Source organism: Gallibacter sp. Marseille-QA0791 (assembly GCF_965119705.1).
GTDB lineage: Bacteria > Bacillota > Clostridia > Peptostreptococcales > Anaerovoracaceae > Lentihominibacter > Lentihominibacter excrementipullorum.
This window is the reverse complement of record NZ_CBCPMH010000001.1, coordinates 397,232-420,361: the sequence shown is the minus strand read 5'-3', so window position 1 is coordinate 420,361 and position 23,130 is coordinate 397,232. Positions and strand designations below refer to the sequence as shown.

Below are 23,130 nucleotides of genomic sequence, written 5' to 3'. Positions count from 1 at the left end.
CCGAAGGGCCTTTCACTCAGGCCGGGGTTCCTTCTGTTCGTCGCGCAAGGTGCGACATCCAAGCTTCTATGAATGCTATATATATATATGAAACGAAATTTCAATTTTTATTGTACTATGATATAATAATTTCATGAAAAGTTCAATCAAAAAAGACACATTTAAAGCTATATACCGATTATTGGATAAAGTTTCTCCAATTGATGGCGATTGCGGACGCCTGTGTGGCAGTCTATGCTGCACATATGAGCCTGAAACGGCCTCGTGTCAGACCGGCCATGAAGGCTGTTCCGAAAACCCAGAGGCTTGCTGCGAACCATCAGAAGGATCTTCGCTGGGCATCTATCTGCTTCCCGGTGAAGAAAAGTTATTCACCGGTCATGAAGACTGGCTGGAATGGGACTGGGAGTACGCCGAGGATTATGAGTTTCCTGACAGCTGGCACGGCAAGGTGTATTTTCTCAAGTGCCTTAACGCGCCATCCTGCCACCGGCAAATGCGTCCGCTCCAGTGCAGAGTATTCCCCCTGACACCCCATCTGGATCAGTACGGACAGCTGTATATGATATATCAAAGCGGGCAACTTCCCTACAAGTGCCCGCTCATACACGAAAAGATCAAACTAAACGAAGATTTCCTGAAAGCCAATTATACGGTATGGAAACACCTTCTCCGCGATCCTCTCATTTTCGATCTGGTGGAGATGGACTCAGCTTTCAGAGAAGACGATGGAGAAAATATCGTCTACCTTTATCCCTGATACCCTCAACGCATGTCCTCGCTTATTATATCGAGACGCTTTATCTCCTTCCTGTACACGTATCTCAGCGCTATGATGAAATACACTGTACCTATCAGCTCTGCCAGAGGGAATGAATACCATACCAGTCCGAGTCCTGAGATGGATGCGAGTATCCACGCCAGTGGCAGTATCCCTACCAGCTGTCTCAGGAGAGATCCCCACAGGCTCATGAAACCGTGGCCGATAGCCTGGAATATGGACGATGACATGATGCCGAAGGCGGCCGGCAGGAAGCACAGGCTTATAGTCCTCAGAGCCGGGATCCCGATATCGTACATCGCCTGATTCCCCGTGGAATTGAATATTGTGATCAGCTCTCTCGGGAATACCTGGAATATCACCAGTCCTATGGCCATTATCACAGCAGCCGTCAGCAATCCTTTCTTGTAAGCTTCCATCAGGCGTTTCCTGCTTCTGGCACCATAATTGAATCCCATTATAGGCAGCACTCCCTGATTTAGTCCGAAAACAGGCATGAAGATAAAGGACTGAAGTCTTCCATACACACCCATAACGGCTACCGCTGTCTCATTGATACTTCCCAGTATTATATTCATGCCAAACTGCATTATGGAAGCGATGGACTGCATCAACATCGCGGGAGCCCCTACCGCATAGATATCCTTGAGTATCCTGCTCTGAGTCTTCCATCCGAACAGTTTCACATGCACGGCATGCTCTCTTCCAAACAGGAATATCTGTCCCAGGCACATGGAGAGGAACTGTCCCAGCACCGTAGCTACCGCAGCTCCCGTGACTCCCATTTCAGGGAACGGCCCTATACCGAATATCAACACAGGATCCATGATTATATTGGTCACGGCGCCTACCATGCTGCATATCATCGGTATCTTCATGCTGCCCGTCGACTGGAGTATCTTCTCTGTGGTTATCTGTACGATGGAAAACAGCGAACCTATAGTGATTATCCTCATGTAATCTATACCGTTCTCCACGATATACGGGGTGTCAGACATCAGCTCCATCATCGGTACAGACAGGAATATCCCTATGAGCGCGAAAAAGGCCCAGCTGAAAAATGAAAGTCTGTATCCATGACTGGCTGCCATATCCGCTTCCTCATATCGTTTCGCTCCCAGCCTTCTGGAAATCAGCGAGTTTATGCCCACGCCTGTTCCCACCGCTACCGATATGATAAGCATCTGGATCGGGAATATGTAAGTCACCGCCGCCAGCGCCTGCTCACTTATGAGCGATACGAAAAAGCTGTCCACCACGTTATAAAAAGCCTGAATGAACATCGAGATGATGGCCGGCCATGACATAGTGAATATCAGCTTACCTACAGGCATATCCGCCATTTTTTTAACGTGATCGGAATTGTTGAGTCTGTCGTTGTTGTCCATTTCTTCTCTCCCTGCATTGTATATTTGCTGTCCGGATTTATCGTTTCTATAAAAATTTGCCTAAAGTATTAGGCAAATTTTTACTTTCAATATTCAATACAATACTAGCTTACCGCTGCAGGGAAGTCAAGCCAAAAGATATTTTCCAAATTGCCTTACAATTGCTGTCACTGTCAATCTTTTGATTTGTAATAAAGCATGCAGTGGCAGTAACCTTCGAAGTCGGGATCAGCCATTTGATCTTTGAATTCCTGGCATATGCACTTGTTTTCCGGCTTTATCTCAAGCCGACAGGGGCAATAACCGTTCTTCTGCTTGAGCCCTTCTCTTATCCTGGCCACCAGTTCCTTATCCTCATTCAATCTTACAGCCATCTGTTCTCACCGAAAAGATCAAGCCTTCCACAGTCCGTGAAGATTGCAGTATTCGTATACAGCCACCAGCTTGTCATTGTTGAGAGTGAATTCAGCCTCAGGCTTCGTGCCCGGCTTCAGGTACTTTATCTGGTGTCCGTTTTCCGTCTCCAGACATACGAATGTGATGTAGTGTTCTTCCTGCATAGGATGTTCAACAGAGCCTACCTTTACCTTTACTGTATCGCCAGTCTGTTCAACTACAGGAACGTGCTTTTCCTGAGCAGCATCAGTAGTTCCAGGTACTATCTCAGTCATCTTCTGACCACAGCACATTACAGGAACGCCCTTGTCCTCTATTTTTGTTATGATATTTCCGCAGTGTTCGCATTTATAGAATTTCATGTTTCTACCTCCTTGATTTGGTACTTTTCATTTTGAATTACTATATTTTTACCTTATAAGTCCATAATACTCCTTTTTTTCCATAAGTCAAGGCTATTTCGAAAAAATGCACCAAAAAAGTCCAAAATAATCTCCTGATAAAAAATCCGACAGCAGATATCACTCCTTTTACCCATCCTTATTGACATATCTCTTCTAAGGTGATAGCGTTATAGATGAGATGTTCCGTTCCGGGGCTCTGGCGGATCATTTCCCTTTCACAAAAGAGCCTGCTTGATAAAAGGAGTGTTATGAAATGAAAATCGCCGTTACTTATGAAAATGGTCAGGTCTTCCAGCATTTTGGCCATACTGAAAGCTTCAAGATCTACCAGACCGGAGGCAAAGATATCGAAAGCGAGGAAGTGGTCGGCACCGGCGGCAGTGGTCACGGGGCTCTGGCAGGCTTTCTCAAAGAGAGAGATGTAAATGTCCTCATCTGCGGAGGTATTGGAGGCGGAGCCAAAAATGCCCTGGCAGAAGCCGGCATCACGCTTGTTGGCGGCGTTTCGGGCAGCGCCGATCAGGCAGTCCGGGATTATCTCGACGGGAATCTGGAATTTGACTCAGAAGCCACCTGCGACCATCACGGCGAAGGAGAGGCTCATCACGGCGGAAACTGTGGTCACGAAAAATGCGGCTCGTAATGAGCCGCACCATGATTCAATTTCTTCCGAAAAGCCTTCTGAAGAAACCCTTTACCCCATCCTGCTTCGGCACATGGGGTTTTTCTCTGTGGAGATCCATATCCATGAACTCCTGCTGACTGTCCAGAGCTATGAGTTCTCCTTCGCACTTTCGTATATAAGATCCGTCAGGCTGGAGAAAACTGGCCTTAGCCTTATCTTCCAGCTGTATATACAGTATGTTGAGCAACTGCTGCTTTATATCCTCGTCATAAACCGGCCCTGCTATCTCCACGCGGCGGCTCAGGTTTCTTGTCATCAGATCGGACGACGAAATGAACAGCTTCACATTCTCACCCTTTCCGAAGCAATATATCCTGGCGTGCTCCAGATAGCGCCCCACGATACTGGTGACCACCACATTGTCGGTTTCACCCGGTATACCTGCCCGTATGCAGCATATGCCCCTCACTATAAGCTGTATGTCCACACCGGCTTTGGATGCCTCCGCCAGCTTGTCGATCACATCTCTGTCGGTCACTGAATTGATCTTCATACAGATGTAACCGTCGCTTCCCTTTTTTATCTCCTCGTCTATCATCTGGCAAATAGCCGGTTTAAGCCCCTTAGGCGCTACCAGGAGTCGTTTGTACATCCCTTCCAGATTGCCCGTCAGCATGTTGCGGAAAAAAGCGGTCCCATCCAGACCAATCTCCTCATTTGCTGTCATTATGCTCAGATCCGTATACATGGCGTTGGTCTTCTCGTTATAGTTTCCTGTACCTATCTGAGTTATATAGCTGTATTTGCCCCGCTTATAGGAAGTGATGAGACAGATCTTGCTGTGGCATTTATAGTTCTCGATCCCATAGATGACCTTACAGCCGGCCTCCTCCAGCATCTTGGACCAGCCGATATTGTTCTCCTCATCGAATCTGGCCCGCAGCTCCATCAGCGCGATGACCTCCTTACCGTTCTCAGCGGCTCGGCAGAGCGCTCGCACGATCTTGGAAGACGATGCCAGCCTGTATATGGTTATTTTCATGGAGACCACGTCTTCATCATCGGCAGCCTCATTGAGCAGCTTGATAAACGGCTCGACGGAATCGAAAGGAAAGAACAGCATCTTGTCTTTCATTCGTATCTGTTCCATCATTGACGCCTCTCTGTCGATATCCTCCAGCCATTTAGGCTCATAAGGCTTATACAGCATCCTCTTGCTCAGATGGTCAGGCAGCTTGTCTACCAGCTCAAAGACGCACTTCATATTGAGCGGTGTCTTATCTATATATATCTGGTGCGTTTTCACCTCAGTCATTTTTGAAAGCTCTTTTCTGAGAGAATCCGATATGTCTCTGTCGATCTCCAGGCGCACGACAGCCAAAGTCTGACGTTTTCTCAGCAGCTTCTGGACGTAGTTTCTGAAATCGGTCTCTGTATCTTCGAATTTTTCTGAATCGAAACTGACATCAGCATTCCTGGTCACGGAAAAGACGCAGGAGTCTTCCTGCTTGAACTTTCCATAAAGCTCTGAAGCCCTTTGAAGTATTATGTTTTCTATTCTTATGAAACGCCCTCCCTCACCCAGCATTATTATCTGCGGCAATATCTTTGGCACCGGTATGAAAGCCAACGATTTCTTGCCGGTCTTGTTGTCCCGCACCAGCGATGCGATATAAAGGCCTTTGCTCTGGAAATGAGGCTTGGGGTGTCTGTTGTCTATGACCTGTGGCGACAGTATAGGCAGGATCTCCATATCGAAATACTTCCTGACAAAGTCCAGTTCCTCTTCTGTCAGCTCCTCATACGGCACATCCTTGACACCGTACTTTTCCAATTGAGTAGATACGGTGGAGTATATACGCCGTTTTTTCTCCACCAGCCCCGGTATGACCTGATATATGCTGTCCAGCTGCTCCGAGGCAGTCATACCGCTCTTATTGTCTATATGCTCCGGATTGATGGATGATATATCGAAGAGGCTCCCGACGCGTATCATAAAAAACTCATCGAGATTGGTGGAAAAAATGGAAATGAACTTGAGACGTTCCAACAGAGGTACGCTTTCGTCCATGGCCTCCTCCAGTACTCGTCTGTTGAATCGCAGCCAGCTCAGCTCCCTGTTCTGCGTATAGCTGTATTTTTCCTTTACCCCAGAACTTTTCGACATAAATACCCCTCCCTTACACCATAGTTGCTTACGATTATCTTCTTTGCTCCTGTCTGATCAGCGATGCTCTGCAGTATCATATACCCCGGTATAATGGTGTGTATACGCTCAGGATCCACTTTGAGGATCATGTCAGCCGCTTCCTTCCTTTCACCAGTGAGGAATTTTCCCACTTTCTTCAGATCTCTGGCCAGCATCATGTTGCTGGATGCCGGTATTATATCCAGATATCTGGCGAATTTGAATACAGACCTGGCCGTACCGCCTGTACATATCAGCTTATTGTACGGATTTGTTATCCTGATAGGCTGTTTTTCCAGTTCTGCCTCGATAGCCGCCTTTATCCTCTCCTTGGAGCTTTTCCCAGGCAATATATGTTTGACACAGTCCTTGAAAAGCTTAAGAGAGCCCACCCGGTAGCTTCGAGGAGATACTATGTTCCCGTTTTCAAAAATGACCATCTCCGTGCTGGCGCCCCCTATATCTATAAGTATGCCGTCGGAAATATAAAGCTCACGCATAACGCCCTGATATCCCAGTATAGCTTCCTGTTCTCCGGTCACAATATCTATATTGAATCCGGTCTCCTCTGTTATCCTTGCCGCCGCCTCGTCGCTGTTGACGATGTTTCTGAGCGACGCTGTGGCGAAGACGTACGCCCGTTCCGTGATGTCGAATGATTCCAACGTGCTTTTGAATTCCAGCAACAGGTCACAAGCCCGCTTTATACCTCTGTCGCTGATGCAGCCCTTCTCCACATATCCGGCCAGACCGGCCATCCTCTTGTCCTTAAAAAGGATCTTGAAGCTTCCGTTTTTCACCTTGTACACAGTGAGCCTCATGGAGTTGGACCCAATATCGATTACAGAATATTTCATGATTAAAACTCCCAGTCCCGATTGATGATAATAATGATAATTTAGATTATTATTGTTTATTATATACTTATTACATTATCTCTTCTATCTTTTTATTGTTAAATCTTATTGTTAAATCTATGCGGGGCTTTTCATCCTGTTTTATGCCGGCCGCCGGCCGGATATTATCGGGCGAAGTGGTTGGATACTATCGCGAATCGTCGGGATTTTCATCTCTGCGATAAAAACGGGGGTTTTTTGCCTCTCCCGAAGCCGGGAATATCGCAGACGCTCTTTAAAACCTTATCCACGATAGTATTTCATCAATATCGGTATGATTTCTATCGCGACTGCTCCTTGAAACGCAAGTCGCGATATTCCCTTCACAAAACAGCCTCAAAAACAGCCGATACTATCGCGAACCCTCTGCCGGAAGCAGTCCCGCGATAATTTCCATGAGCTGCCCTCCGAACGATCGGCCGCCGGCCGGATTCCCCCAATAAAAAAATCGGACCCGGATTCCTGTCGCTCCATTGGCCCGATTTTCTCTCGTATTCTCTCTTCCAATCCTTCTTCCTGGGTCTGTCCTTCTGGCTCATGTGCCTGCCTGTCCTGAACCCCGGATTGTGGTACGCCTTCGCCCGCGCTACCCTGTTCATGTCTATCACCATCTTTTCCTTTTCCCTGGGAGGCACCGTCGGTATGGCTCCCGTCTTCTTTCTTCCCATGTTCACTTTCCTCTCTTTCCTCTTCCGTAATCCTTCACCTGCTGCACCATGTGACCGATGTTGCCCTCGCCGGCAAACCTTTCCAGATCAAAGAAATCCTCGCCCGCATCCAGCCAGCAGAGGGGATGTTTTTCGCTCACCAGCTCCACGTCGCCTTTGAGGACGCCCGTGTATATCTCAACGTAGCAGTTCTGGTTATAGTAGGTGAAATCCATCATATGAAAAAGCTCCACATCGCCGCGTCTTATACCGGTCTCCTCAAAAAGTTCCCGGTAAGCCGCATCGAAGTGGTCTTCCCCTTCTTCTATCTTCCCTCCTACGAGATTGAATTTTCCTTTGTAGGGGTCGCTGAGCCGCCGGCAGAAAAGTATCTTCTCTTCATCCGTGCTGTATATCATCACGCAATTGTATCCCTGCATAGCGGCACCGACCTCGCCGGATAATGCCGATCCTTCGCCGATCCTTCCTCGCTCCATCTCCTCCGTGCAGCTGGAACAGAATCTGTATCTCATTCGTCCTCCTGCTCCTTGCCTTTGAGGCATTTCTTTACGAGAACGTAGCCCAGCGTCATGTCTATGGCGTAACAGGCCAGGTATATCCCCGTCACTATCTTGGCATGTTTCTTGAAATTCCAGTCTTTAAAAATGTTCTTCATGATATCCCCTCCTTGTAATCGCGGCTGCTCTGAAAGCGTGGAGAACAGCTCCATCATGTAAAGGTCACCAGCTCCTGCTGCGGCTTTTCCCCGGGCTCTATGGACACCAGACTCAGTATAGGTCCCTCGTCGTATCCGTACATCTCATGCTCGCCGAAATCGAAGTCAACCTTTACCTTCACCCAGTCCTCATGCTGGAAGCCTTCCGTCTGCCCTTTCTGAAAATAGCATATGAATCCCAGGAACTGTATGTCGTCCTCACAGCATGTCATGACATGCCTTCCCGGTATGAAGTAATCTTTTCCCGGCTCCTGACTTGCACAAAACTTTGCCGTAAACCGGATTTCCTTTCCCATGTAACGGCTGGGGTGCTCGATAGCGTCCACGTACCACAGACCGTAATCCATATCGTCTATCTCCACCACATCGCCCCTGTAATCGAAAGGCATCTCGTCGACGGCGTTTTCCATCATTTCTCCGTCACGGCTCTCGAAAGCCAGCTGGCACTGAGGATTGAGCCCTTTGATGGTCCTCCTGAACTTTATCTTATCTATATCCTCGTCGCATCTGTTGATTATGATCAGATTCGACGCTTTCAACGGCTCCATGAACATCTTCCTCATATTGGTCATATACATGTCGGCCGTCTCCGCATTGATAGTGGTGTAAATACCGCCTATGTACCAGTCCTCCGGCATCCCGCAGTCGAAAAGCTTCTCGGTCTCCCACATGCCGTTGTATTCCACCAGCACCTGGGTCGGCTGATAATCCCGCTCGATACGCTTCCAGAGCATCTCGTTGAGGTCTTCCGGCTCCTCCGCCGTCAGCAGCACGATAGAAGATTTCCTGAGGAATTCCTCGCTTAGAGGGACCTCGCCTTCCTCGCACTGGACCAGCACCGTGGTCCCCGGTTCGAGAAAATCCTCTTCTCCCGCCACTTCATATATCAATGTCGTCTTGCCGCTCTCCAGCAGCCCTGTAAATACATAAACCGGTGTTTCCATTTTCTGACCTTCTTCCGTCATTCCAACGTTCTGTATGCGGATACATGGACCCTGTCGGGATATTAATCCAGCTTCAACGTCTCTTTCAGAGCATTTTCATCGATCTCAGTACCAATGACGCATATACGTCCGATGTAATCAGGACGGCATTCTCTTATTTCCAGCTCCTCAGGCACCATATCGAATTCCACCCAGCTTCCGTCATCGCACTGGACGATGCCCTTGGCACGCAAAATGAGGCCAAAATCCTCTGTCGTTCCCATGAGCCGCAATATATCCTCCAGCTCCCCTCGGCCAAACTTTCTCACAGTCTCACGGCCCCAGCTGGAGAAAACCTCGTCGGCGTGATGGTGACCGTCATGATCGTGATGATGTTCGTGATGGTGCTCGTGATGGTGACCGTCGTGGTCATGGTCATGGCAGCCGCACTCATCGTGATCATGGCCATGGTCATGATGATGGTGTCCGTGATGGTGCTCATGTCCCTCATGACAGTTATGCTCCGCGTCATGCTCCAGCTCTTCCAGCACGCGCTCAACGGCATGTTCGTTGCTTAAGGCCGATGCCATCATTTCCCCGGAAAGCTCCTGCCACGGCGTAGTTATTACAGCGGCCCGGCTGTTTTTCTCCCTCAGCAGTTTCACACACTCCGCCAGCTTTTCCTCGGTCATATCCTGAGTCCTGCTGATGACGATAGTTCCGGCATGTTCTATCTGGTCGTCGAAAAATTCGCCGAAATTTTTCATGTACATCTTCGCTTTCTTACCGTCCACCACCGTTATCAGATGCTCTATCCCGACTCCGGCATCCTCCTCCACGCCGATGACAGCCTTCGCTACGTCAGACAGCTTTCCTACTCCCGACGGTTCTATCACGATCCTGTCGGGTCCATATTCCTCGCTGACCAATTTCAAAGCTCTGGCAAAGTCGCCGACGAGAGTGCAGCAGATGCATCCCGAATTCATCTCAGTGACCTCTATGCCTGCGTCCTGCATGAAACGACTGTCTATGCCTATCTCTCCAAACTCGTTTTCTATCAGTACTATCTTCTCATCTCCATAGACCTTGGAAATGAGCTCTTTTATGAATGTCGTCTTCCCTGCTCCCAGGAATCCCGATATTATATCTACTTTTATCATTCCTAAGCTCCTTACAGATACATGTATTTTCTGTTGCGCGATACGCCGGCTACAGTATTCATTATACCACATACGTCCTCTTCGCTCCATGAAAAAAATCAACCGCGGCAGGCAATAGCCGCATGTCCGGCAACAGACAGATCCTGTGGAGCGTCCCGGACTGTTTCCGGTTTGCCTTCAAGCTCTGATTTACCTGTTACGCCGCTGACATCCGGCCATTCTGGCCGCCGTTCCCGCACAGATCCTCGAATTCTTTCAGCTTCTTCTTTGCCTCCTCACTGATGTTCTTCGGGACCTCTATCTCCACTGTAGCGTAATGGCTCCCGCGCTTCGAAGGATCCTTCATGGAAACTATTCCCTTGTCCTTTATTCGAAGCTTGGTCCCCGACTGGGTACCCGGAGCTATCCTGCACATCACCCTTCCATGAAGAGTATCTACAGGCGCCTTTCCTCCAAGAACTGCCGTCGAAAAAGGGACCCTGATGGTGGAGTACACATCCATCCCCTTTCGCTTCATGTCCGGTCTTCCGGCCACCCTGACTTTCAGGAGCAGGTCGCCATTCTTTCCACCGCCTGTTCCCGGAGCCCCTCGGCCCTTGAGCCTTACACTCTGGCCCGTATCTATGCCTGCCGGTATATGGACCTTGATGGAGCTGTTCTTCCCCGTAGATGGATCCTTGATATTTATATATTTATCACACCCGAAAGCCGCTTCGTTGAAAGATACGTCAATATCAGCCGTCGCATCCGCTCCGTCCTGTCTGAAATTCCTGGCGCCGAAGCCTCCTGAAAATCCGTCGGAAAATCCGCTGTAGCCCGACGAATGGCCTCCCGAGAAGCCTCCTGAAAATCCGTCGCCGAAGATGTCCTTCAGGATGTCGTCCATGTTGCCGCTTTCAAAGTGGTACTCCCTGTAATTGCCTCCATTGCCCCCGCCAAAGCCGCTGAAGCCGTCAAACCCGCCGAAGCCTCCCTGACCGGTTCCCGCGCCTGCTCCCGCCGCGCTTCCGTCGAAAGCCGCGTGTCCAAACTGGTCGTAGAGTTTCTTCTTCTCCGGATCATTCAGCACGGAATACGCCTCGGAAATCTCCTTGAACTTCTCCTCCGCCTTGGCGTCACCCGCATTGGTATCGGGGTGATATTTCTTGGCCATCTTTCTGTAAGCCTTTTTTATGTCATTCTGTGAAGCGCCTTTTTTGAGTCCGAGCACTTCATAATAATCCCTTTTTGCCGCCATCGCTCATCACCTCGCTGCTCTGTCTATATGACAATACCCCGCAGGAGCATCCCACGGGGTACATACACGTCTCTATTACTATCCCTCTATGGAGATGTAACGTTTCTTGTCTTCGATTTTCTTAGCCTCTTCCTTCGGAACGCTGAAGGAAAGAACTCCGTTCTCATACTTAGGATGGATATCATCTTCCGTGACCTGGTCGCCTACATAGAAGCTTCTGCTCATGCTGCCCGCATAACGTTCACGCCTGATGTAGTTGCCGTCCTCATCTTTCTTGTCGTTGTCCATTCCCTTGGATGCGCTTACCGTCAGGTAACCGTTTTCCAGCTCCATCTTGATATCGTCCTTCTTGAACCCCGCCAAGTCGATATCGATCTCGTAGCAGCCATCCTTATCCTTCACATCCGTCTTCATCAGATTCTGTCCGTGCTTGCCGTACAACCTCTTTTCAACACTAGGGAATGACGAAAATCCAAAGTCATTCATAAAATCATCAAACAAGCTTTCTCCAAAAATTCTTGGCATCATCATATGTCATCGCTCCTTCCGATTTGTAATCTCTTAAAATCTCTAACCTCTTTAGAACCCTTTTCCTTTGTTCTGATTATATTATAGCACTTTTGTTAGCACTGTCAATAGGTGAGTGCTAATTTTTTTTGAATTTTTTGCACCTCTTGTAAAATCAACGGTTTGCAAGCATTTTTCACCCTTGAAATTGTCATTTTTCTTAGGTTTGACACCAATTTGACACCAATTTTCTCTAAACTTAATATCTGTTTTTCCGGACGTTCTGATTGCTTTTCTGCATTTTCTGGTAACAAAAGTTCAAAGTAGTGTCACCGTCCTCTCACCGTCCAGTCTGATATGCCTATAATCATTTGATATCCCCTTCTTTTGGCATATTCACCTTCTTTCACACAGGCATTCAGGAGTCGATATGCCAAATAACCGGAATAACGAACGTCATTTAGCATATTTCCCCTGATGATAGTCGGTATTTATGCCAATAACGACATCAGAACACGTACTTTAGGCATATCGACACCGACAGTCCCTTCCAAACATGGTGCATTATGCCTATAACGGCAATAAAACACGACTTATAGGCAACTGGCCGCAACCCATCCTGATGAACGGCCCTTTCCTCCGGTATCTTTTGCCGCAGGAGCACCATGAACGATGGAGTGAAGAATCTCTTTCTTACCTCAGCTCCGCCTTCCTGTAGATGAAATATGTCAGTGGCAGGAGCAGCAGGCAGATCATCCCGTAAAGCGGTATGATGACGGTAGCCGTCTCGAACACATGTCCGAACACTTTCACGAAATCGAAGTCGGACAGATTGGTATATACCTGCATCAGCTTATCGGGAAACAGGGCAAAGAGCTTGCTCAGTGTAACTATCCTGCTGAGGAACGGCACCGCGCACAGCACGATGAACGGTACGATGATGGCTGCCGTCGTCATCCGTGTCACCGCGGAGACCAGCATCCCCAGCAGAGCAGTCAGCAAAGTGCCGATGTACCCTCCCAGCACCATCAGCAAATATGCCTGTAAGAAAGTGATATTGTAGCTGCTTCTCCACAGATCCAGCTGTATAGGGCAGCCGGCCCCGTCAGCGCCCAGGACTGCCAATACGATGAACGTATAAAGAATGGAAAAGGTCACGTAGACGCCCGTTGCGATGATTACTCCTGCTGCCAGCTTGGCCCGCGTTCCTCCGCTCCGTCCCAATCTCGTCGAAAAAAAGACCGAATCAGTCTTCAACCTGAACTCATCGGAGAATATCCCTGCCGTCAAACATCCCGTCACCAGCGCCAGTATGAGGATATAGGTATTACCGTACATCAGAAGAGCTGACCAGCCATCGAAGTATTCGTAATAGAACGGCGTCTCCAACTCTCTGTATTTATCTGTCAGATATTCTCTCTCGTCTGCATTGACCGTCTCCTGGCCTGAGTCCAACACATCCTCAAGATTGGATATCCTCTTGTCGTATACTGTCCGCGCTTCTTCCTCTGTGACACTATCCGCCGCATAGTAATTGTATTCGCGCCACGGACTGAAAGCCTGGTTTATCAAGGAGAGGATATCTTCTATCCCCTGCTTTTCCCCATAGGCGATATTTTGCTGCCGGATATCATCTGACAGAGCTTCCGGAGAACTGTTGATGGCATCATTCTCTCTCACTGCCTCAGCCAGCACATCTCCCGTTATGTATCCGGCATGGGAGTTCTTTTCCGCCCGCAGCTCCCGGGCCGCCGCGATACCGGTGGAAGATTCCCCGTTCTCATCGGTATATTCCACCATGTTTACGGTGAGCATGCTCACAACCACGAGGACAACCAGAAGGAACGCGACGGCCACCCTGTTCCTCGTCCTTGAAAATATCTTCTTTATTTCAAATCTCAGCATTTTTCCCACCTGCCTTTTCTCCGAAGTAATACAGGAACGCGTCCTCCAGTGACGCTCTCACCGGTACCGCCCCCTCCAGAGGGCTTGCCAGAGAGATGACTCTGAGCCTTACCTTCCGACCTTCCGATCTCATGTTGGAGATCCGGAACCGCTTCATCATCGCCGCGACATCTTCACTTTCCACAACACATTCCCAGACCCTTTCTTTCATGGAATCGACGATCTCCTCCGAGGTGCCCTTTCGGATGATCCTTCCGCTTTTCATCATCAATATCTCATTAGCCACGTATTCCACGTCGGAAACTATATGAGTAGAGAGAAGGATCAGACGGTTTCCCGAAAGCTCTCCCAGCAGATTGCGGAAACGCACCCTTTCCCTGGGATCCAGTCCCGCCGTCGGCTCGTCCAATATCAATATCTTCGGATCGTTTAGCATGGCCTGAGCGATACCCGCCCGCCTTTTCATGCCGCCCGACAGCTTTTTCATTTTCTTTTTGGCCACATTCGCAAGTCCTGTCCATTCCAGCAGCACTTTTGTCCTCTTTTGGGCCACGATCGGCCTTATACCTTTGAGCGCCGCCACATAGTGAAGATAATCCTCCACCGAAAATTCAGGATAGTATCCGAATTCCTGAGGCAAATATCCGATAAGTTTCCTGTAAGACGCTCCCATATCGTATATGTCATTCCCATCACAGGTAATATCCCCCTCGGTAGGACTGATAAGCGTGCAAAGCATGCGCATCAGCGTGGTCTTTCCGGCGCCGTTGACTCCCAGGAGGCCATAAACTCCTCTCGTCATAAGAAGCTCCACATCGTCCACTGCTGTGAAATCACCGAATCTCTTAATAAGTCCGTTAACCTTCAATTCCATCAAAAGACACCTCCCAATATCTGTCACATTTCACGATGATCCGACAGATAGCGAAAATCAGAAAAATGAGTGCCGCTGCCAGCAAAGCCGCCCAGACAGGCAGCGAGATCCACCGATATATCCTCTCATCCAGTGTCAGCACCATCCAGACGGAACTCCATATGACACACAGGATAAGAGTCAGGGCTTCGCTGCATACGCGCCTGCTGCCCAACGTTCCGAAGCAGATACAGGCGGTGACGGTGACGGGAAATAGGAACTGAGTCATAAGCCGGTAAAGCTGATAGTCCAGAGCGACGGCTGCCGTACCGCAGAAGGCCGTCAGCAGCACCACGTCCGTCAATCCGAACAGCAGCATTCTGGCCGCGTATACCTGACGCAGAGAATAATATGACGCCGCCTCTATTTCCATCGACATGTATCTCCTGTTCTTCCACAGCTCCGGGATGACCAGTATCACGAATATGGATGCCGCAACACCCATTCCCCTCTGGATGTACTGCTGATCCTGCACAGACACCATGGCTGCCCACATCAAAAGCAATATCATCAGCTGCAACAGCCACCATCGTTTTCGCATCCACTTCAGCTGAGCCAGCAGGAACTCTCCATGCGAAAACAGCGAATCCGCCTCCGATGTCACGAAAGCCTCCTTAGCCTGTTCCACCGTCTCTTTTATTTTTTCCTCCCGCGCTTCATTTGCCATGGCAATCCTGCATGCCGCCAGCCGTCTCTCCAGCGCGTCTCTGTCATCACGTTTCTTCACAGCAACACATCTCCTTCATCTTTTCGCGGCCTTTTCTCAGCCTGTACTTCACCAACGGCACCTTGATATGGAGTATCTCCGCTATCTCCCGCACTTTCATATCAGCGAAATACCGGAGAGCCATCACCTCCCGCAGCTCATCGGGAAGCTGACTCAAAGCCCTGCGTATCACCAGACTGTCCACGACAGCATCGTACTTGTCGTCCTCGCCGGCAACCTGTCGCTTTGCGGCTTTCTCTAATTCTTCCACCGATTCCATCTGTATATCACGCCGTTTCCTCATTTCATCCCTGCACAGATTTCCCGCCACGGTGAAGAGGTAATTCTTCGCCTTTCCCCTGTGATCATACCGGCTCAGCCCTAAAAAAAAGCGTACGAAAACCTCCTGGGTCACATCTTCTGCCTGTCCCCTGTCGAAACAGCGGCAGCCGCAGTAGGCCAGTACATCGCCGTAATATTTGCGGACGAACATTTCGAAAGCCTCCTGACTTCCTTGTTTCATCCTCCTTATCAGCACAAAATCCGTATCAACCATCGAAATATCTCCCCGTCTATAATATATAACGTATCAGGGCGAAAAAAAGATAGGGCAAAAGGAGTTTTTCTGCCTGTCATCATTTGCATAAAAAGACCTGCATCCCATCCTATCCGGGGTGCAGGCATTATCAGACATCATCGAGCATCAGGCTGTGCTTCAGGATCACTTCAATCCTTCCAAATATCCCATCGTCTCATGATCTATCCTGAAGCTGAATTTCATATCCCATATCTCAACAGTCACGTAAGGTCCATCATAAATCGCCATGCGGCAGAGCTCTATCATCTCCGCATCCTCTTCAGACTGGCCCAGCTTGACGGTCTCCTGCTGATATAACACAAAAGTCCCGGTCGCTGCCAGATCTTCCGGAACTTCCGCCATCTTCCAGCTTCCTATATCAAGACTCTCCACGAAGGCTCCCGGCTCACTGCCTCCCCGCGCTACTGTCTTCTCCTTTCCTGAATCGACAGGGATGAAGGTGACCATGGCCGTTTTAGAAATTTCTTCCGGAAAATCACTTTCCTTATCGCCGTTTTCCCCACCAGCGCATCCTGTAAGAGAAAAGGACATCCACGCCAGAAAAACCGCTGTCATAATAAGAGCAAGCAGCTTCCGCCCGCTTCCTGCGTCTTTGATCATGTCTCTCATTTTCCCACGCCTCCTTTCCAGTGCCCTGTACCGCCCAGGAGGATACGATAGGCCTTTATCACTCCCCACATATATATACAGAGAAAAGCACCTGCTCCTGCTATTATCATCCCCAGCCCCATGATCACATCATCCAGTACTGACAGCTCAGCCGGTATCATCAGCGGCACCAAAAGTATTCCCACCGCGATCATGGCAATGCCTGCCAGCATTCCCCTGTGAGCATGTTTCCCGTTCCTGTCGTATTCCTCCATAAATCTTTTCCTGACATCGTTGTCCAAAATCAGATGTTCACTTCTCAGCCAGGCATAAGGGTCGTCTCCCAGCTTTGCCGAAAACAGCAGGACGATACCTCCTATAATGAACAGCATCGTCAGTATGACACCTATCTCCGGCTCCATGAAGGAAAAAGCCAGACTTCCTATGCACGCGCCTATACCGGCTCCTGTCTTGGCCTTCCTGATTTTCTGGCACGCCATGAAGCCTTCTGCTGCCTTCATGTTCACAAAGAGTCCCTGATCTCCTCCCGATCTGTTCCGTACATCCGTCGCTTCATCCTTCAGCAGATAATCAGCGGAAACATTGAATATGCTGCTCATCCATATTATCTTTTCCGTCTCCGGATACCCACTGTCTCGTTCCCACTTACTGACAGCCTGTCTGGACACTTTCAGACGATGAGCCAGTTCCTCCTGGGAAAGCCCCGCCTCTTTTCTCAGTTTCTGAATTTTTTCTCCAAAGGTCATGTTCCGGTCTTCCTTTCAATGATTTGTCCGCCATTATCATAACGCTTTTACCGGTTTCACGCCACCAAAATACGGTTGCAACTTCGAAACTACAGGTTGCAACCGTATGAAATCCGCCGGGGAGCGTCTGAATTTTCCGCTCCGCAGTAAAAATATCACGCTTCGTAAACTACATTGCCATCCATGACAGTCAGCAATATCTTCGTATCCTTTATATCATCCACAGGGACATCGAAGAGGTTTCTGTCCATAACGATGACGTCCGCCAGCTTTCCCGGCTCCAGTGAACCCAGCTCATGATCTCTGCCGTAAACGTAAGCTGAACCCAGAGTATTGGCCTTGAGAGCCTCTGCTATGGTCAGATACTCACCGTTTTCCACACCAGCCGGAGAGCCATCGTAATTCTTTCGGGCTACTGTGGCGTGGATCCCCGGGAACTGATTATAGTATACTACAGGGAAGTCGGTCCCCAGCGCCAGCTTCGCTCCTGCATCCAGAAGAGAACGCCATGCCCATTCGTACCTGCATCGCTCTTCTCCCAGCCTCGTCACCTTCTCATTGTTTTCCTGAGGCAAATGTTCGCCCTGCATTGAAGCCACTACTCCTAACTGGGCAAATCTCGGTATATCGGCGGGATCTATAGTCTCGATATGTTCGATGGTATTGATGAGACCATGTCTGCCGTTGACCTTTATAGATTCCTCGTAAGCATCCAGTCCCATACGCACGGCCCCATCGCCTATACAGTGTATCCTCACCGGCAGCCCCGCAGCGTTGGCAGCTATTACGCTGGCATTGAGTGATTCCTGATTATCAAGAGGCGCTCCGTCTCCGATAGTATCCGGCCGATCCGCGTAAGGAGCGAGCAGCAATCCTGTATATGTAGAAGTGACGCCGTCCAGGAACCCCTTGACACCTACGACCTTGAATGTAGGCAAATCGAACTCCTTCTTCCATTTGACTGCTTCTGTAAAATCGGTACGTCTCATGAATGCAGTATAGGCATGTACTCTGCTGGTGAATTCCCCGGCCTCAGCCATCTCCTTGAAGACCTGATATCTATGATGGAACATTTCCACATAGTCGTCAGCGCTCATCTCGCTGAGGGATGTTACTCCCTTCGAAGCCAGCCCCTTCATGAAATCATGCATTATACTTCTTATCTGATCGTCAGGAAAATCGTAATAGTTGTTCAACGCGTTCTCCATGGCGTCCGGCTCATATATCAGACCGTTCATTTCGCCGTTCTCGTCCACGCCTATGGAACCTGCCGCCACCTTCATATCCGGTCTGTATCCCGATTCTTCCAGCGCCTTCGTGTTCAGCCACGCTGTATGAGCGTCGGCACTGTTCATGTAAACAGGTCTGTCAGGCACCGCCTTGTCCAGCGACTTCTTCGTCGGCAGCGGCGCGTCGTTCCAGTTGGCCGGAAACCATCCGAATCCCCTTATCCTCGGTTCCTCCGGATGTTCCTCCGCGTACTTCTTTATCATCTCTACGGCTTCTTCTTCCGAAGTGGAGGCCGTGATATCCACCGCGTGGTCGCTGTCGGCCACGGCGCCCCACCACAGGTGGTCGTGTCCGTCCACAAAGCCTGCCATTATCAGGTTGTCGCCGTATTGGTAGACCTTGGTCTCCCCGGATTTGAAGGCATCGATGCCATCGCCCTTTTCGACGGCCAGTATCTTATTGCCTTTGATGGCCACCCCTCCGGCAAATGGCTCATCCTCACATCCCGTAAATACCGCGTTGCTCTTTAAAATGATATCAGCAAATTCCATCGTTCACCATCCTTTCTCACGACTTTTCAGCCTGTCTGCCTGACGCCCCTCACTGTTTCAAAGCCAGCTTCGCAAAATGCTGGAAACTCCAGTCGTCAAACCCCTCTACGCTGTCGACGACTTTCAGGAAAAAACATTTGGGTATTTCCCCGCACTTAAGGCTGTCTTCCACGCAGAGATTGCATCCCTGGTCGTGATTAGCCGGATTGAACTGGCATCCCGTATCCGTACATGGACAAAATTCCAACTTGCTCATTTCCTTCCTCCTTACTTCAAAAGCTCCGTTTTCTCAATAAAGTTAACTTTATGATAATTCCGGACGGAGAAAAAGTAAAGATGTCACTTTAAAGCTACAACGCTTGCTATAACACGGATCAGCCATCACAGCTTCCACCCTACGGCCTGCTCCCTGGCCTCGACGAACCGTCTGTATATGCCGTCCTGCTCCAGCAGCTCTTCGTGAGTTCCCTGCTGGACGATCCTTCCTCCATCCACTACCAGTATTTGATCGGCGTGGCGGACTGTCTTGAGCCTGTGGGCTATCATGATGATGGTCTTGTCCTTAGTGAGCGCTTCTATGGCCTCTGTCAATTCTTTTTCGTTCTCCGGATCCACGTTGGCGGTGGCTTCGTCAAGGATTATCACAGGAGAATCTTTCATGATAGCTCTGGCTATGGAGATACGCTGCTTCTCGCCTCCTGACAAAGATGCTCCTCCCTCACCGATGACTGTATCGTAGCCGTCAGGCAGTGCCATGATGAAATCATGGCAGCAGGCTTTCCTTGCCGCAGCGATGACTTCCTCCATGGAGGCGTCTTCCTGACCAAACCTTATATTGTTGGCGATAGTATCGGCAAATAGATACACCTTCTGGAAGACAAAGCTGAAATTCTTCATCAGGCTGTCCATGCTGTACTCCCTAACGTCCGTGCCACCCAGCTTCACGCAGCCTTCGTCCACGTCCCAGAATCTGGCTATGAGATTGCACAGCGTCGTCTTGCCGCCTCCCGAAGGGCCTACGATAGCCGTCGTCGTCTTCTCCGGTATATGGATCGTAACACCGTCTATGATCTTCCTCTTGTCGTAGGAGAACGATATGTCCTCCACGTCGATAGAATGGTCTTCCGGTCTTATATCGCTCCCGTCGATGTCCATGGTATCCAGGTCAAGTATCGCCTGAGCTTTATCTACCGACACGTTTATCGTGTGGAGCAGCGCGTTGTAGCTTCCCGCCTGTTCCAGACTTGTGTAGAGGATGAAGGAGCAGATGGTCATACCGATGCATACCATCAGGTCCATCGTCCCGGACAGATAGAAGAGTACCGAGCAGAGAGTCATGACAGCTCCCGTTATTTTAGTTATGCTGTTTTGCGCTGTCATAAAAGGTATGAATACGAACTCCATCTCCGTATTGATCGCGGCATTCCTGTCGATGACATGATTCAGTTTTTTTGTCCTCTCTCCCGTCATGTTATATGACTTCACCTCGGATATGCCCTGGATATACTCCATGGTCTCGCTGACCACCTGAGCGTCCGACTCCACTTTTCGCGCCGAAATGCTTTTCCCGGCCCTCTGCATACGACTGTTGAGAAAAAGGAACAGTACTGTTCCAGCGGCTCCGATAGCTCCTATCCTCCAGTCGAAGCATATGAGCATCAGCAGTATTATCCCCGTGTTGAGAAGGCCCTGGGTCGTCAGCATCACGACCCTGGTAGCCACATTCCCCAGATTTTCCATGGTATTGGTGGTGACCGACGTGATCTCTCCCAGGCTGTTTTCATTGAAATACCCCATAGGAAGATACCTCAGATGTCTCGCGATCTCTATCCTCTTGAATGCGGCCGTATCATAACCGCCCTCTGTCTGGAGCATCGTTGACCGCTTTTTACTGAGAAATGACACAGCAAATGAAACGGCCATGATGACCACCGACGCCCATATGTACTTTGCCGATATGTCATATCTGGTCATAGCCATCAGTATCACCATGATGGCCGGTATCTTCATAGCTTCCCCTATGGCCTGTACTGCCCCCAGCGCTATGGAGATCTTGAATTTCCGCCTGTTTTCTTCTCCGCAGAAATCGAAGAACTTCTTCAATATCCCAAACATATATCACACCTCCTCCGCAGTATCTCTGACCGACACGTGGGCCTCCCACATGCTGCTGTATATACCTCTCTTCGCCAGCAGGCTTTCGTGAGTACCTTCTTCGGCTACCCGACCGTCTGCGATGACGAATATCCTGTCGGCGTCGGCTATCGTGGACAGTCTGTGGGCGATGACGATGAGGGTCTTCCCTGCAACCAGTCCGGCGACTGACATCTGGATGACCGCTTCATTTTCCGGATCCGTATAGGCTGTGGCCTCATCCAGTATCACTATAGGCGCGTCCTTCAGCATAGCTCTCGCTATGGAAACGCGCTGGCGCTCGCCGCCCGACAAATGACCTCCGGCTCCTCCTACCACTGTGTCGAACCCATCTTCCAACGCCATGATGAAATCGTAGCAGCCGCTGCGTCTGGCTACGTCTTCTACTTCTTCATCGGTAGCGTCCGGACGGCCCTGACGTATATTTTCCCTGACAGTTTCGTTGAAGAGATAATTATCCTGAGAAACATAGGCGATCATCCTGTTATACTCCTCCAGCGGTATATCACGTATATCCACTCCGCCTATGGAGATACTTCCGCTGTCCACATCCCACAGAGACGCTATCAGCTTCGCTATAGTCGACTTTCCGCTTCCCGAAGGGCCTACGATAGCGCTGACAGTCCCCTGTTTCATTTCCATGTCGATGCCGTGAAGCACCTCCTCGTCATGATAGGCGAAGGTAACATTCTTCAACGCGATGGAAGCGTCGGCCGGCTTCTTATTGGAAACGGCCGGCCTTTCCAGTTCCCCATGGGTCAGGATCCCGGTTATTTCCCCTAATACAGTGCTTATGGTACCCAAATCGTCGGTGAAGCTCATGACATTGATGAGAGGCCCCACGATCCCGAGAGATAATATCACGCACATGATAAAATCGGAGACTGTCAGCGACCCGCCTGCCACGAATATGGCTCCGAATGGCAGGACGGTCAGCAATGTGTATGGAGCCAGGATGAGAGTAAGGCTGTGGAAAAGATTGCACTTTCTCATCCAGAAGATAAAGGCGTCAGCTCCCCGCCTGGCGGCTCCGGTGAACTTCTCGTAGGAGCCGTCCACCCTGCCGAAGGCCTTGATCACCTCTATGCCGTTGATATACTCCACCGCAGCTGCGTTCAGCTCTCTCGTGCATTTCACTGTATTCCTGAAGTTTTCCTCGTAACCGACGAACATCCCCATCATGGCCGAAAACCCCAGCACGATGGGTATTAACGACAGCAGCGCCACACGCCAGTCCACGATGAACAGGTAGACGACGACGGCCAGCGGCGCCAGCAGGTTGCTGGTGAACTCCGGCAGTATGTGGGCCAGCGTCGTCTCTATGCTGTCCACCCGCTCCACGATGATATTCTTGAATGTGCCCGACGGCGTATCCTTCACGTATCCCAGCGGTACCCGCGCCAGTTTATCGAGGCACCTTTTCCTTATAGTTGCCAGTACTGTGAACGTAGCCTTATGAGAGCAGCCGGTGGAAAAGCTGTGGAATATCTCAGCTGCCACAAAGGACGCTGCCACCAGCGCGATGCGCGTCACGTAAAAAGCCGTGTCCCTCTCTCCCGACAGCAGCGCCGCTATCACCTGACCGATGAGAAAATACGGTATTATCTTAAAGGCCACGTTTAAAATCGCCAGCGCTACGCTGAGCGCATAATAACTCCTTTTCTCCCCGGCCCATTCCAATATCCAGCCCACCGTGGATTTTTCAGCTTCCACGAGGGCTCTGTCCTTATCCTGCATCTTTTCTACCTCCTTCTTCATCCTCTTTTCACCAAAAATTTCAGATGTCTGTCACGTCCTGCGGTTAGTTATTTCTAACTACATGTTATTTTT

General features: G+C 49.7%; 24 protein-coding genes. 2 read left to right on the top strand and 22 right to left on the bottom strand.

Annotated features, from left to right (window positions below; genetic code table 11):
• Nucleotides 1–133: 133 nt before the first annotated feature.
• On the top strand, nt 134–760 hold the full coding sequence (locus tag ACQY69_RS02030) for a hypothetical protein (protein WP_428258194.1): 627 nt from the start codon (nt 134–136) through the stop codon (nt 758–760).
• Between the two features lie 5 nt (nt 761–765).
• On the opposite strand, the gene ACQY69_RS02025 is transcribed toward ACQY69_RS02030, so the two are convergent.
• The 3 genes from ACQY69_RS02025 to ACQY69_RS02015 all read right to left on the bottom strand — a co-directional run bounded on the left by ACQY69_RS02025 (nt 766) and on the right by ACQY69_RS02015 (nt 2,927).
• Nucleotides 766–2,169: an MATE family efflux transporter gene (locus tag ACQY69_RS02025; protein ID WP_428258192.1), complete on the bottom strand. Its 1,404-nt coding sequence runs from the start codon at nt 2,167–2,169 to the stop codon at nt 766–768.
• A gap of 173 nt (nt 2,170–2,342) precedes the next feature.
• Nucleotides 2,343–2,543, bottom strand: a complete 201-nt coding sequence (locus ACQY69_RS02020) for a ferredoxin thioredoxin reductase catalytic beta chain (protein ID WP_428258190.1) — start codon at nt 2,541–2,543, stop codon at nt 2,343–2,345.
• Nucleotides 2,544–2,561: 18 nt separating this feature from the next.
• Nucleotides 2,562–2,927: a desulfoferrodoxin family protein gene (locus tag ACQY69_RS02015; RefSeq protein WP_428258188.1), complete on the bottom strand. Its 366-nt coding sequence runs from the start codon at nt 2,925–2,927 to the stop codon at nt 2,562–2,564.
• A gap of 295 nt (nt 2,928–3,222) precedes the next feature.
• Between ACQY69_RS02015 and ACQY69_RS02010 the strand changes: the two genes are divergently transcribed.
• Entirely contained in the window at nt 3,223–3,612 is a 390-nt protein-coding gene (locus ACQY69_RS02010; protein ID WP_428258186.1) for a NifB/NifX family molybdenum-iron cluster-binding protein, read from the top strand.
• Nucleotides 3,613–3,628: 16 nt separating this feature from the next.
• On the opposite strand, the gene ppk1 is transcribed toward ACQY69_RS02010, so the two are convergent.
• From ppk1 to ACQY69_RS01915, 19 genes are all read right to left on the bottom strand, one after another.
• Nucleotides 3,629–5,761, bottom strand: coding sequence for a polyphosphate kinase 1 (gene ppk1, locus ACQY69_RS02005; protein ID WP_428258184.1), 2,133 nt, complete (start codon nt 5,759–5,761; stop codon nt 3,629–3,631).
• On the bottom strand, nt 5,740–6,639 hold the full coding sequence (locus tag ACQY69_RS02000; RefSeq protein WP_428258182.1) for a phosphatase: 900 nt from the start codon (nt 6,637–6,639) through the stop codon (nt 5,740–5,742). The genes ppk1 and ACQY69_RS02000 overlap by 22 nt, the downstream gene beginning before the upstream one ends.
• A 362-nt stretch (nt 6,640–7,001) precedes the next feature.
• Nucleotides 7,002–7,346, bottom strand: a complete 345-nt coding sequence (locus tag ACQY69_RS01995) for a hypothetical protein (protein WP_428258181.1) — start codon at nt 7,344–7,346, stop codon at nt 7,002–7,004.
• 2 nt (nt 7,347–7,348) lie between these two features.
• Nucleotides 7,349–7,858 carry an NUDIX hydrolase gene (locus ACQY69_RS01990; RefSeq protein ID WP_428258179.1) on the bottom strand — a complete coding sequence of 170 codons (510 nt, stop codon included), beginning with the start codon at nt 7,856–7,858 and terminating at the stop codon, nt 7,349–7,351.
• Nucleotides 7,855–8,001, bottom strand: a complete 147-nt coding sequence (locus ACQY69_RS01985) for a hypothetical protein (protein WP_428258177.1) — start codon at nt 7,999–8,001, stop codon at nt 7,855–7,857. The genes ACQY69_RS01990 and ACQY69_RS01985 overlap by 4 nt, the downstream gene beginning before the upstream one ends.
• Before the next feature lie 53 nt (nt 8,002–8,054).
• Nucleotides 8,055–9,005: a GTP-binding protein gene (locus ACQY69_RS01980; protein WP_428258175.1), complete on the bottom strand. Its 951-nt coding sequence runs from the start codon at nt 9,003–9,005 to the stop codon at nt 8,055–8,057.
• Nucleotides 9,006–9,067: 62 nt separating this feature from the next.
• Entirely contained in the window at nt 9,068–10,144 is a 1,077-nt protein-coding gene (locus tag ACQY69_RS01975) for a CobW family GTP-binding protein (RefSeq protein WP_428258173.1), read from the bottom strand.
• Nucleotides 10,145–10,340: 196 nt separating this feature from the next.
• The gene (locus ACQY69_RS01970; RefSeq protein ID WP_428258171.1) at nt 10,341–11,381 is read right to left on the bottom strand and encodes a DnaJ C-terminal domain-containing protein; all 1,041 of its coding nucleotides are present in this window, start codon (nt 11,379–11,381) and stop codon (nt 10,341–10,343) included.
• A gap of 78 nt (nt 11,382–11,459) precedes the next feature.
• A complete protein-coding gene (locus ACQY69_RS01965) occupies nt 11,460–11,912 on the bottom strand; it encodes an Hsp20/alpha crystallin family protein (protein ID WP_428258170.1) in 453 nt (150 codons plus the stop codon).
• Nucleotides 11,913–12,581: 669 nt separating this feature from the next.
• Nucleotides 12,582–13,793, bottom strand: coding sequence for an ABC transporter permease (locus tag ACQY69_RS01960; RefSeq protein WP_428258168.1), 1,212 nt, complete (start codon nt 13,791–13,793; stop codon nt 12,582–12,584).
• The gene (locus ACQY69_RS01955; protein WP_428258167.1) at nt 13,780–14,667 is read right to left on the bottom strand and encodes an ABC transporter ATP-binding protein; all 888 of its coding nucleotides are present in this window, start codon (nt 14,665–14,667) and stop codon (nt 13,780–13,782) included. The genes ACQY69_RS01960 and ACQY69_RS01955 overlap by 14 nt, the downstream gene beginning before the upstream one ends.
• On the bottom strand, nt 14,651–15,433 hold the full coding sequence (locus ACQY69_RS01950; protein ID WP_428258165.1) for a hypothetical protein: 783 nt from the start codon (nt 15,431–15,433) through the stop codon (nt 14,651–14,653). Before ACQY69_RS01950 ends, ACQY69_RS01955 begins: the two co-directional genes overlap by 17 nt.
• Nucleotides 15,420–15,968, bottom strand: a complete 549-nt coding sequence (locus tag ACQY69_RS01945) for an RNA polymerase sigma factor (RefSeq protein ID WP_428258163.1) — start codon at nt 15,966–15,968, stop codon at nt 15,420–15,422. The genes ACQY69_RS01950 and ACQY69_RS01945 overlap by 14 nt, the downstream gene beginning before the upstream one ends.
• Nucleotides 15,969–16,133: 165 nt before the next feature.
• Entirely contained in the window at nt 16,134–16,619 is a 486-nt protein-coding gene (locus tag ACQY69_RS01940; RefSeq protein ID WP_428258162.1) for a hypothetical protein, read from the bottom strand.
• Complete coding sequence (locus ACQY69_RS01935; RefSeq protein WP_428258160.1) at nt 16,616–17,365, bottom strand: helix-turn-helix domain-containing protein; 750 nt, start codon at nt 17,363–17,365, stop codon at nt 16,616–16,618. The genes ACQY69_RS01940 and ACQY69_RS01935 overlap by 4 nt, the downstream gene beginning before the upstream one ends.
• A 155-nt stretch (nt 17,366–17,520) precedes the next feature.
• Nucleotides 17,521–19,146: an amidohydrolase gene (locus ACQY69_RS01930; protein ID WP_428258158.1), complete on the bottom strand. Its 1,626-nt coding sequence runs from the start codon at nt 19,144–19,146 to the stop codon at nt 17,521–17,523.
• Nucleotides 19,147–19,195: 49 nt separating this feature from the next.
• Entirely contained in the window at nt 19,196–19,402 is a 207-nt protein-coding gene (locus ACQY69_RS01925; protein ID WP_428258156.1) for a DUF6485 family protein, read from the bottom strand.
• Nucleotides 19,403–19,527: 125 nt separating this feature from the next.
• The gene (locus tag ACQY69_RS01920) at nt 19,528–21,261 is read right to left on the bottom strand and encodes an ABC transporter ATP-binding protein (RefSeq protein WP_428258155.1); all 1,734 of its coding nucleotides are present in this window, start codon (nt 21,259–21,261) and stop codon (nt 19,528–19,530) included.
• A gap of 3 nt (nt 21,262–21,264) precedes the next feature.
• Nucleotides 21,265–23,058, bottom strand: coding sequence for an ABC transporter ATP-binding protein (locus tag ACQY69_RS01915; RefSeq protein WP_428258153.1), 1,794 nt, complete (start codon nt 23,056–23,058; stop codon nt 21,265–21,267).
• Between the last annotated feature and the right edge of the window lie 72 nt (nt 23,059–23,130).

Excerpts from the sequence above, each read along its gene's own strand:
- ACQY69_RS02000 (WP_428258182.1), bottom strand. The coding sequence starts at position 6,639 with ATGAAATATTCTGTAATCGATATTGGGTCCAACTCCATGAGGCTCACT.
- ACQY69_RS01935 (WP_428258160.1), bottom strand. The coding sequence starts at position 17,365 with ATGACCTTTGGAGAAAAAATTCAGAAACTGAGAAAAGAGGCGGGGCTT.
- ACQY69_RS01925 (WP_428258156.1), bottom strand. The coding sequence starts at position 19,402 with ATGAGCAAGTTGGAATTTTGTCCATGTACGGATACGGGATGCCAGTTC.
- ACQY69_RS01940 (WP_428258162.1), bottom strand. The coding sequence starts at position 16,619 with ATGAGAGACATGATCAAAGACGCAGGAAGCGGGCGGAAGCTGCTTGCT.
- ACQY69_RS01965 (WP_428258170.1), bottom strand. The coding sequence starts at position 11,912 with ATGATGATGCCAAGAATTTTTGGAGAAAGCTTGTTTGATGATTTTATG.
- ACQY69_RS01975 (WP_428258173.1), bottom strand. The coding sequence starts at position 10,144 with ATGATAAAAGTAGATATAATATCGGGATTCCTGGGAGCAGGGAAGACG.
- ACQY69_RS01970 (WP_428258171.1), bottom strand. The coding sequence starts at position 11,381 with ATGGCGGCAAAAAGGGATTATTATGAAGTGCTCGGACTCAAAAAAGGC.
- ACQY69_RS02010 (WP_428258186.1), top strand. The coding sequence starts at position 3,223 with ATGAAAATCGCCGTTACTTATGAAAATGGTCAGGTCTTCCAGCATTTT.
- ACQY69_RS01990 (WP_428258179.1), bottom strand. The coding sequence starts at position 7,858 with ATGAGATACAGATTCTGTTCCAGCTGCACGGAGGAGATGGAGCGAGGA.
- ACQY69_RS01930 (WP_428258158.1), bottom strand. The coding sequence starts at position 19,146 with ATGGAATTTGCTGATATCATTTTAAAGAGCAACGCGGTATTTACGGGA.
- ppk1 (WP_428258184.1), bottom strand. The coding sequence starts at position 5,761 with ATGTCGAAAAGTTCTGGGGTAAAGGAAAAATACAGCTATACGCAGAAC.
- ACQY69_RS02015 (WP_428258188.1), bottom strand. The coding sequence starts at position 2,927 with ATGAAATTCTATAAATGCGAACACTGCGGAAATATCATAACAAAAATA.
- ACQY69_RS01955 (WP_428258167.1), bottom strand. The coding sequence starts at position 14,667 with ATGGAATTGAAGGTTAACGGACTTATTAAGAGATTCGGTGATTTCACA.
- ACQY69_RS01995 (WP_428258181.1), bottom strand. The coding sequence starts at position 7,346 with ATGGGAAGAAAGAAGACGGGAGCCATACCGACGGTGCCTCCCAGGGAA.
- ACQY69_RS01985 (WP_428258177.1), bottom strand. The coding sequence starts at position 8,001 with ATGAAGAACATTTTTAAAGACTGGAATTTCAAGAAACATGCCAAGATA.
- ACQY69_RS01945 (WP_428258163.1), bottom strand. The coding sequence starts at position 15,968 with ATGGTTGATACGGATTTTGTGCTGATAAGGAGGATGAAACAAGGAAGT.
- ACQY69_RS01980 (WP_428258175.1), bottom strand. The coding sequence starts at position 9,005 with ATGGAAACACCGGTTTATGTATTTACAGGGCTGCTGGAGAGCGGCAAG.
- ACQY69_RS02030 (WP_428258194.1), top strand. The coding sequence starts at position 134 with ATGAAAAGTTCAATCAAAAAAGACACATTTAAAGCTATATACCGATTA.
- ACQY69_RS01920 (WP_428258155.1), bottom strand. The coding sequence starts at position 21,261 with ATGTTTGGGATATTGAAGAAGTTCTTCGATTTCTGCGGAGAAGAAAAC.
- ACQY69_RS02020 (WP_428258190.1), bottom strand. The coding sequence starts at position 2,543 with ATGGCTGTAAGATTGAATGAGGATAAGGAACTGGTGGCCAGGATAAGA.
- ACQY69_RS01960 (WP_428258168.1), bottom strand. The coding sequence starts at position 13,793 with ATGCTGAGATTTGAAATAAAGAAGATATTTTCAAGGACGAGGAACAGG.
- ACQY69_RS01915 (WP_428258153.1), bottom strand. The coding sequence starts at position 23,058 with ATGAAGAAGGAGGTAGAAAAGATGCAGGATAAGGACAGAGCCCTCGTG.
- ACQY69_RS02025 (WP_428258192.1), bottom strand. The coding sequence starts at position 2,169 with ATGGACAACAACGACAGACTCAACAATTCCGATCACGTTAAAAAAATG.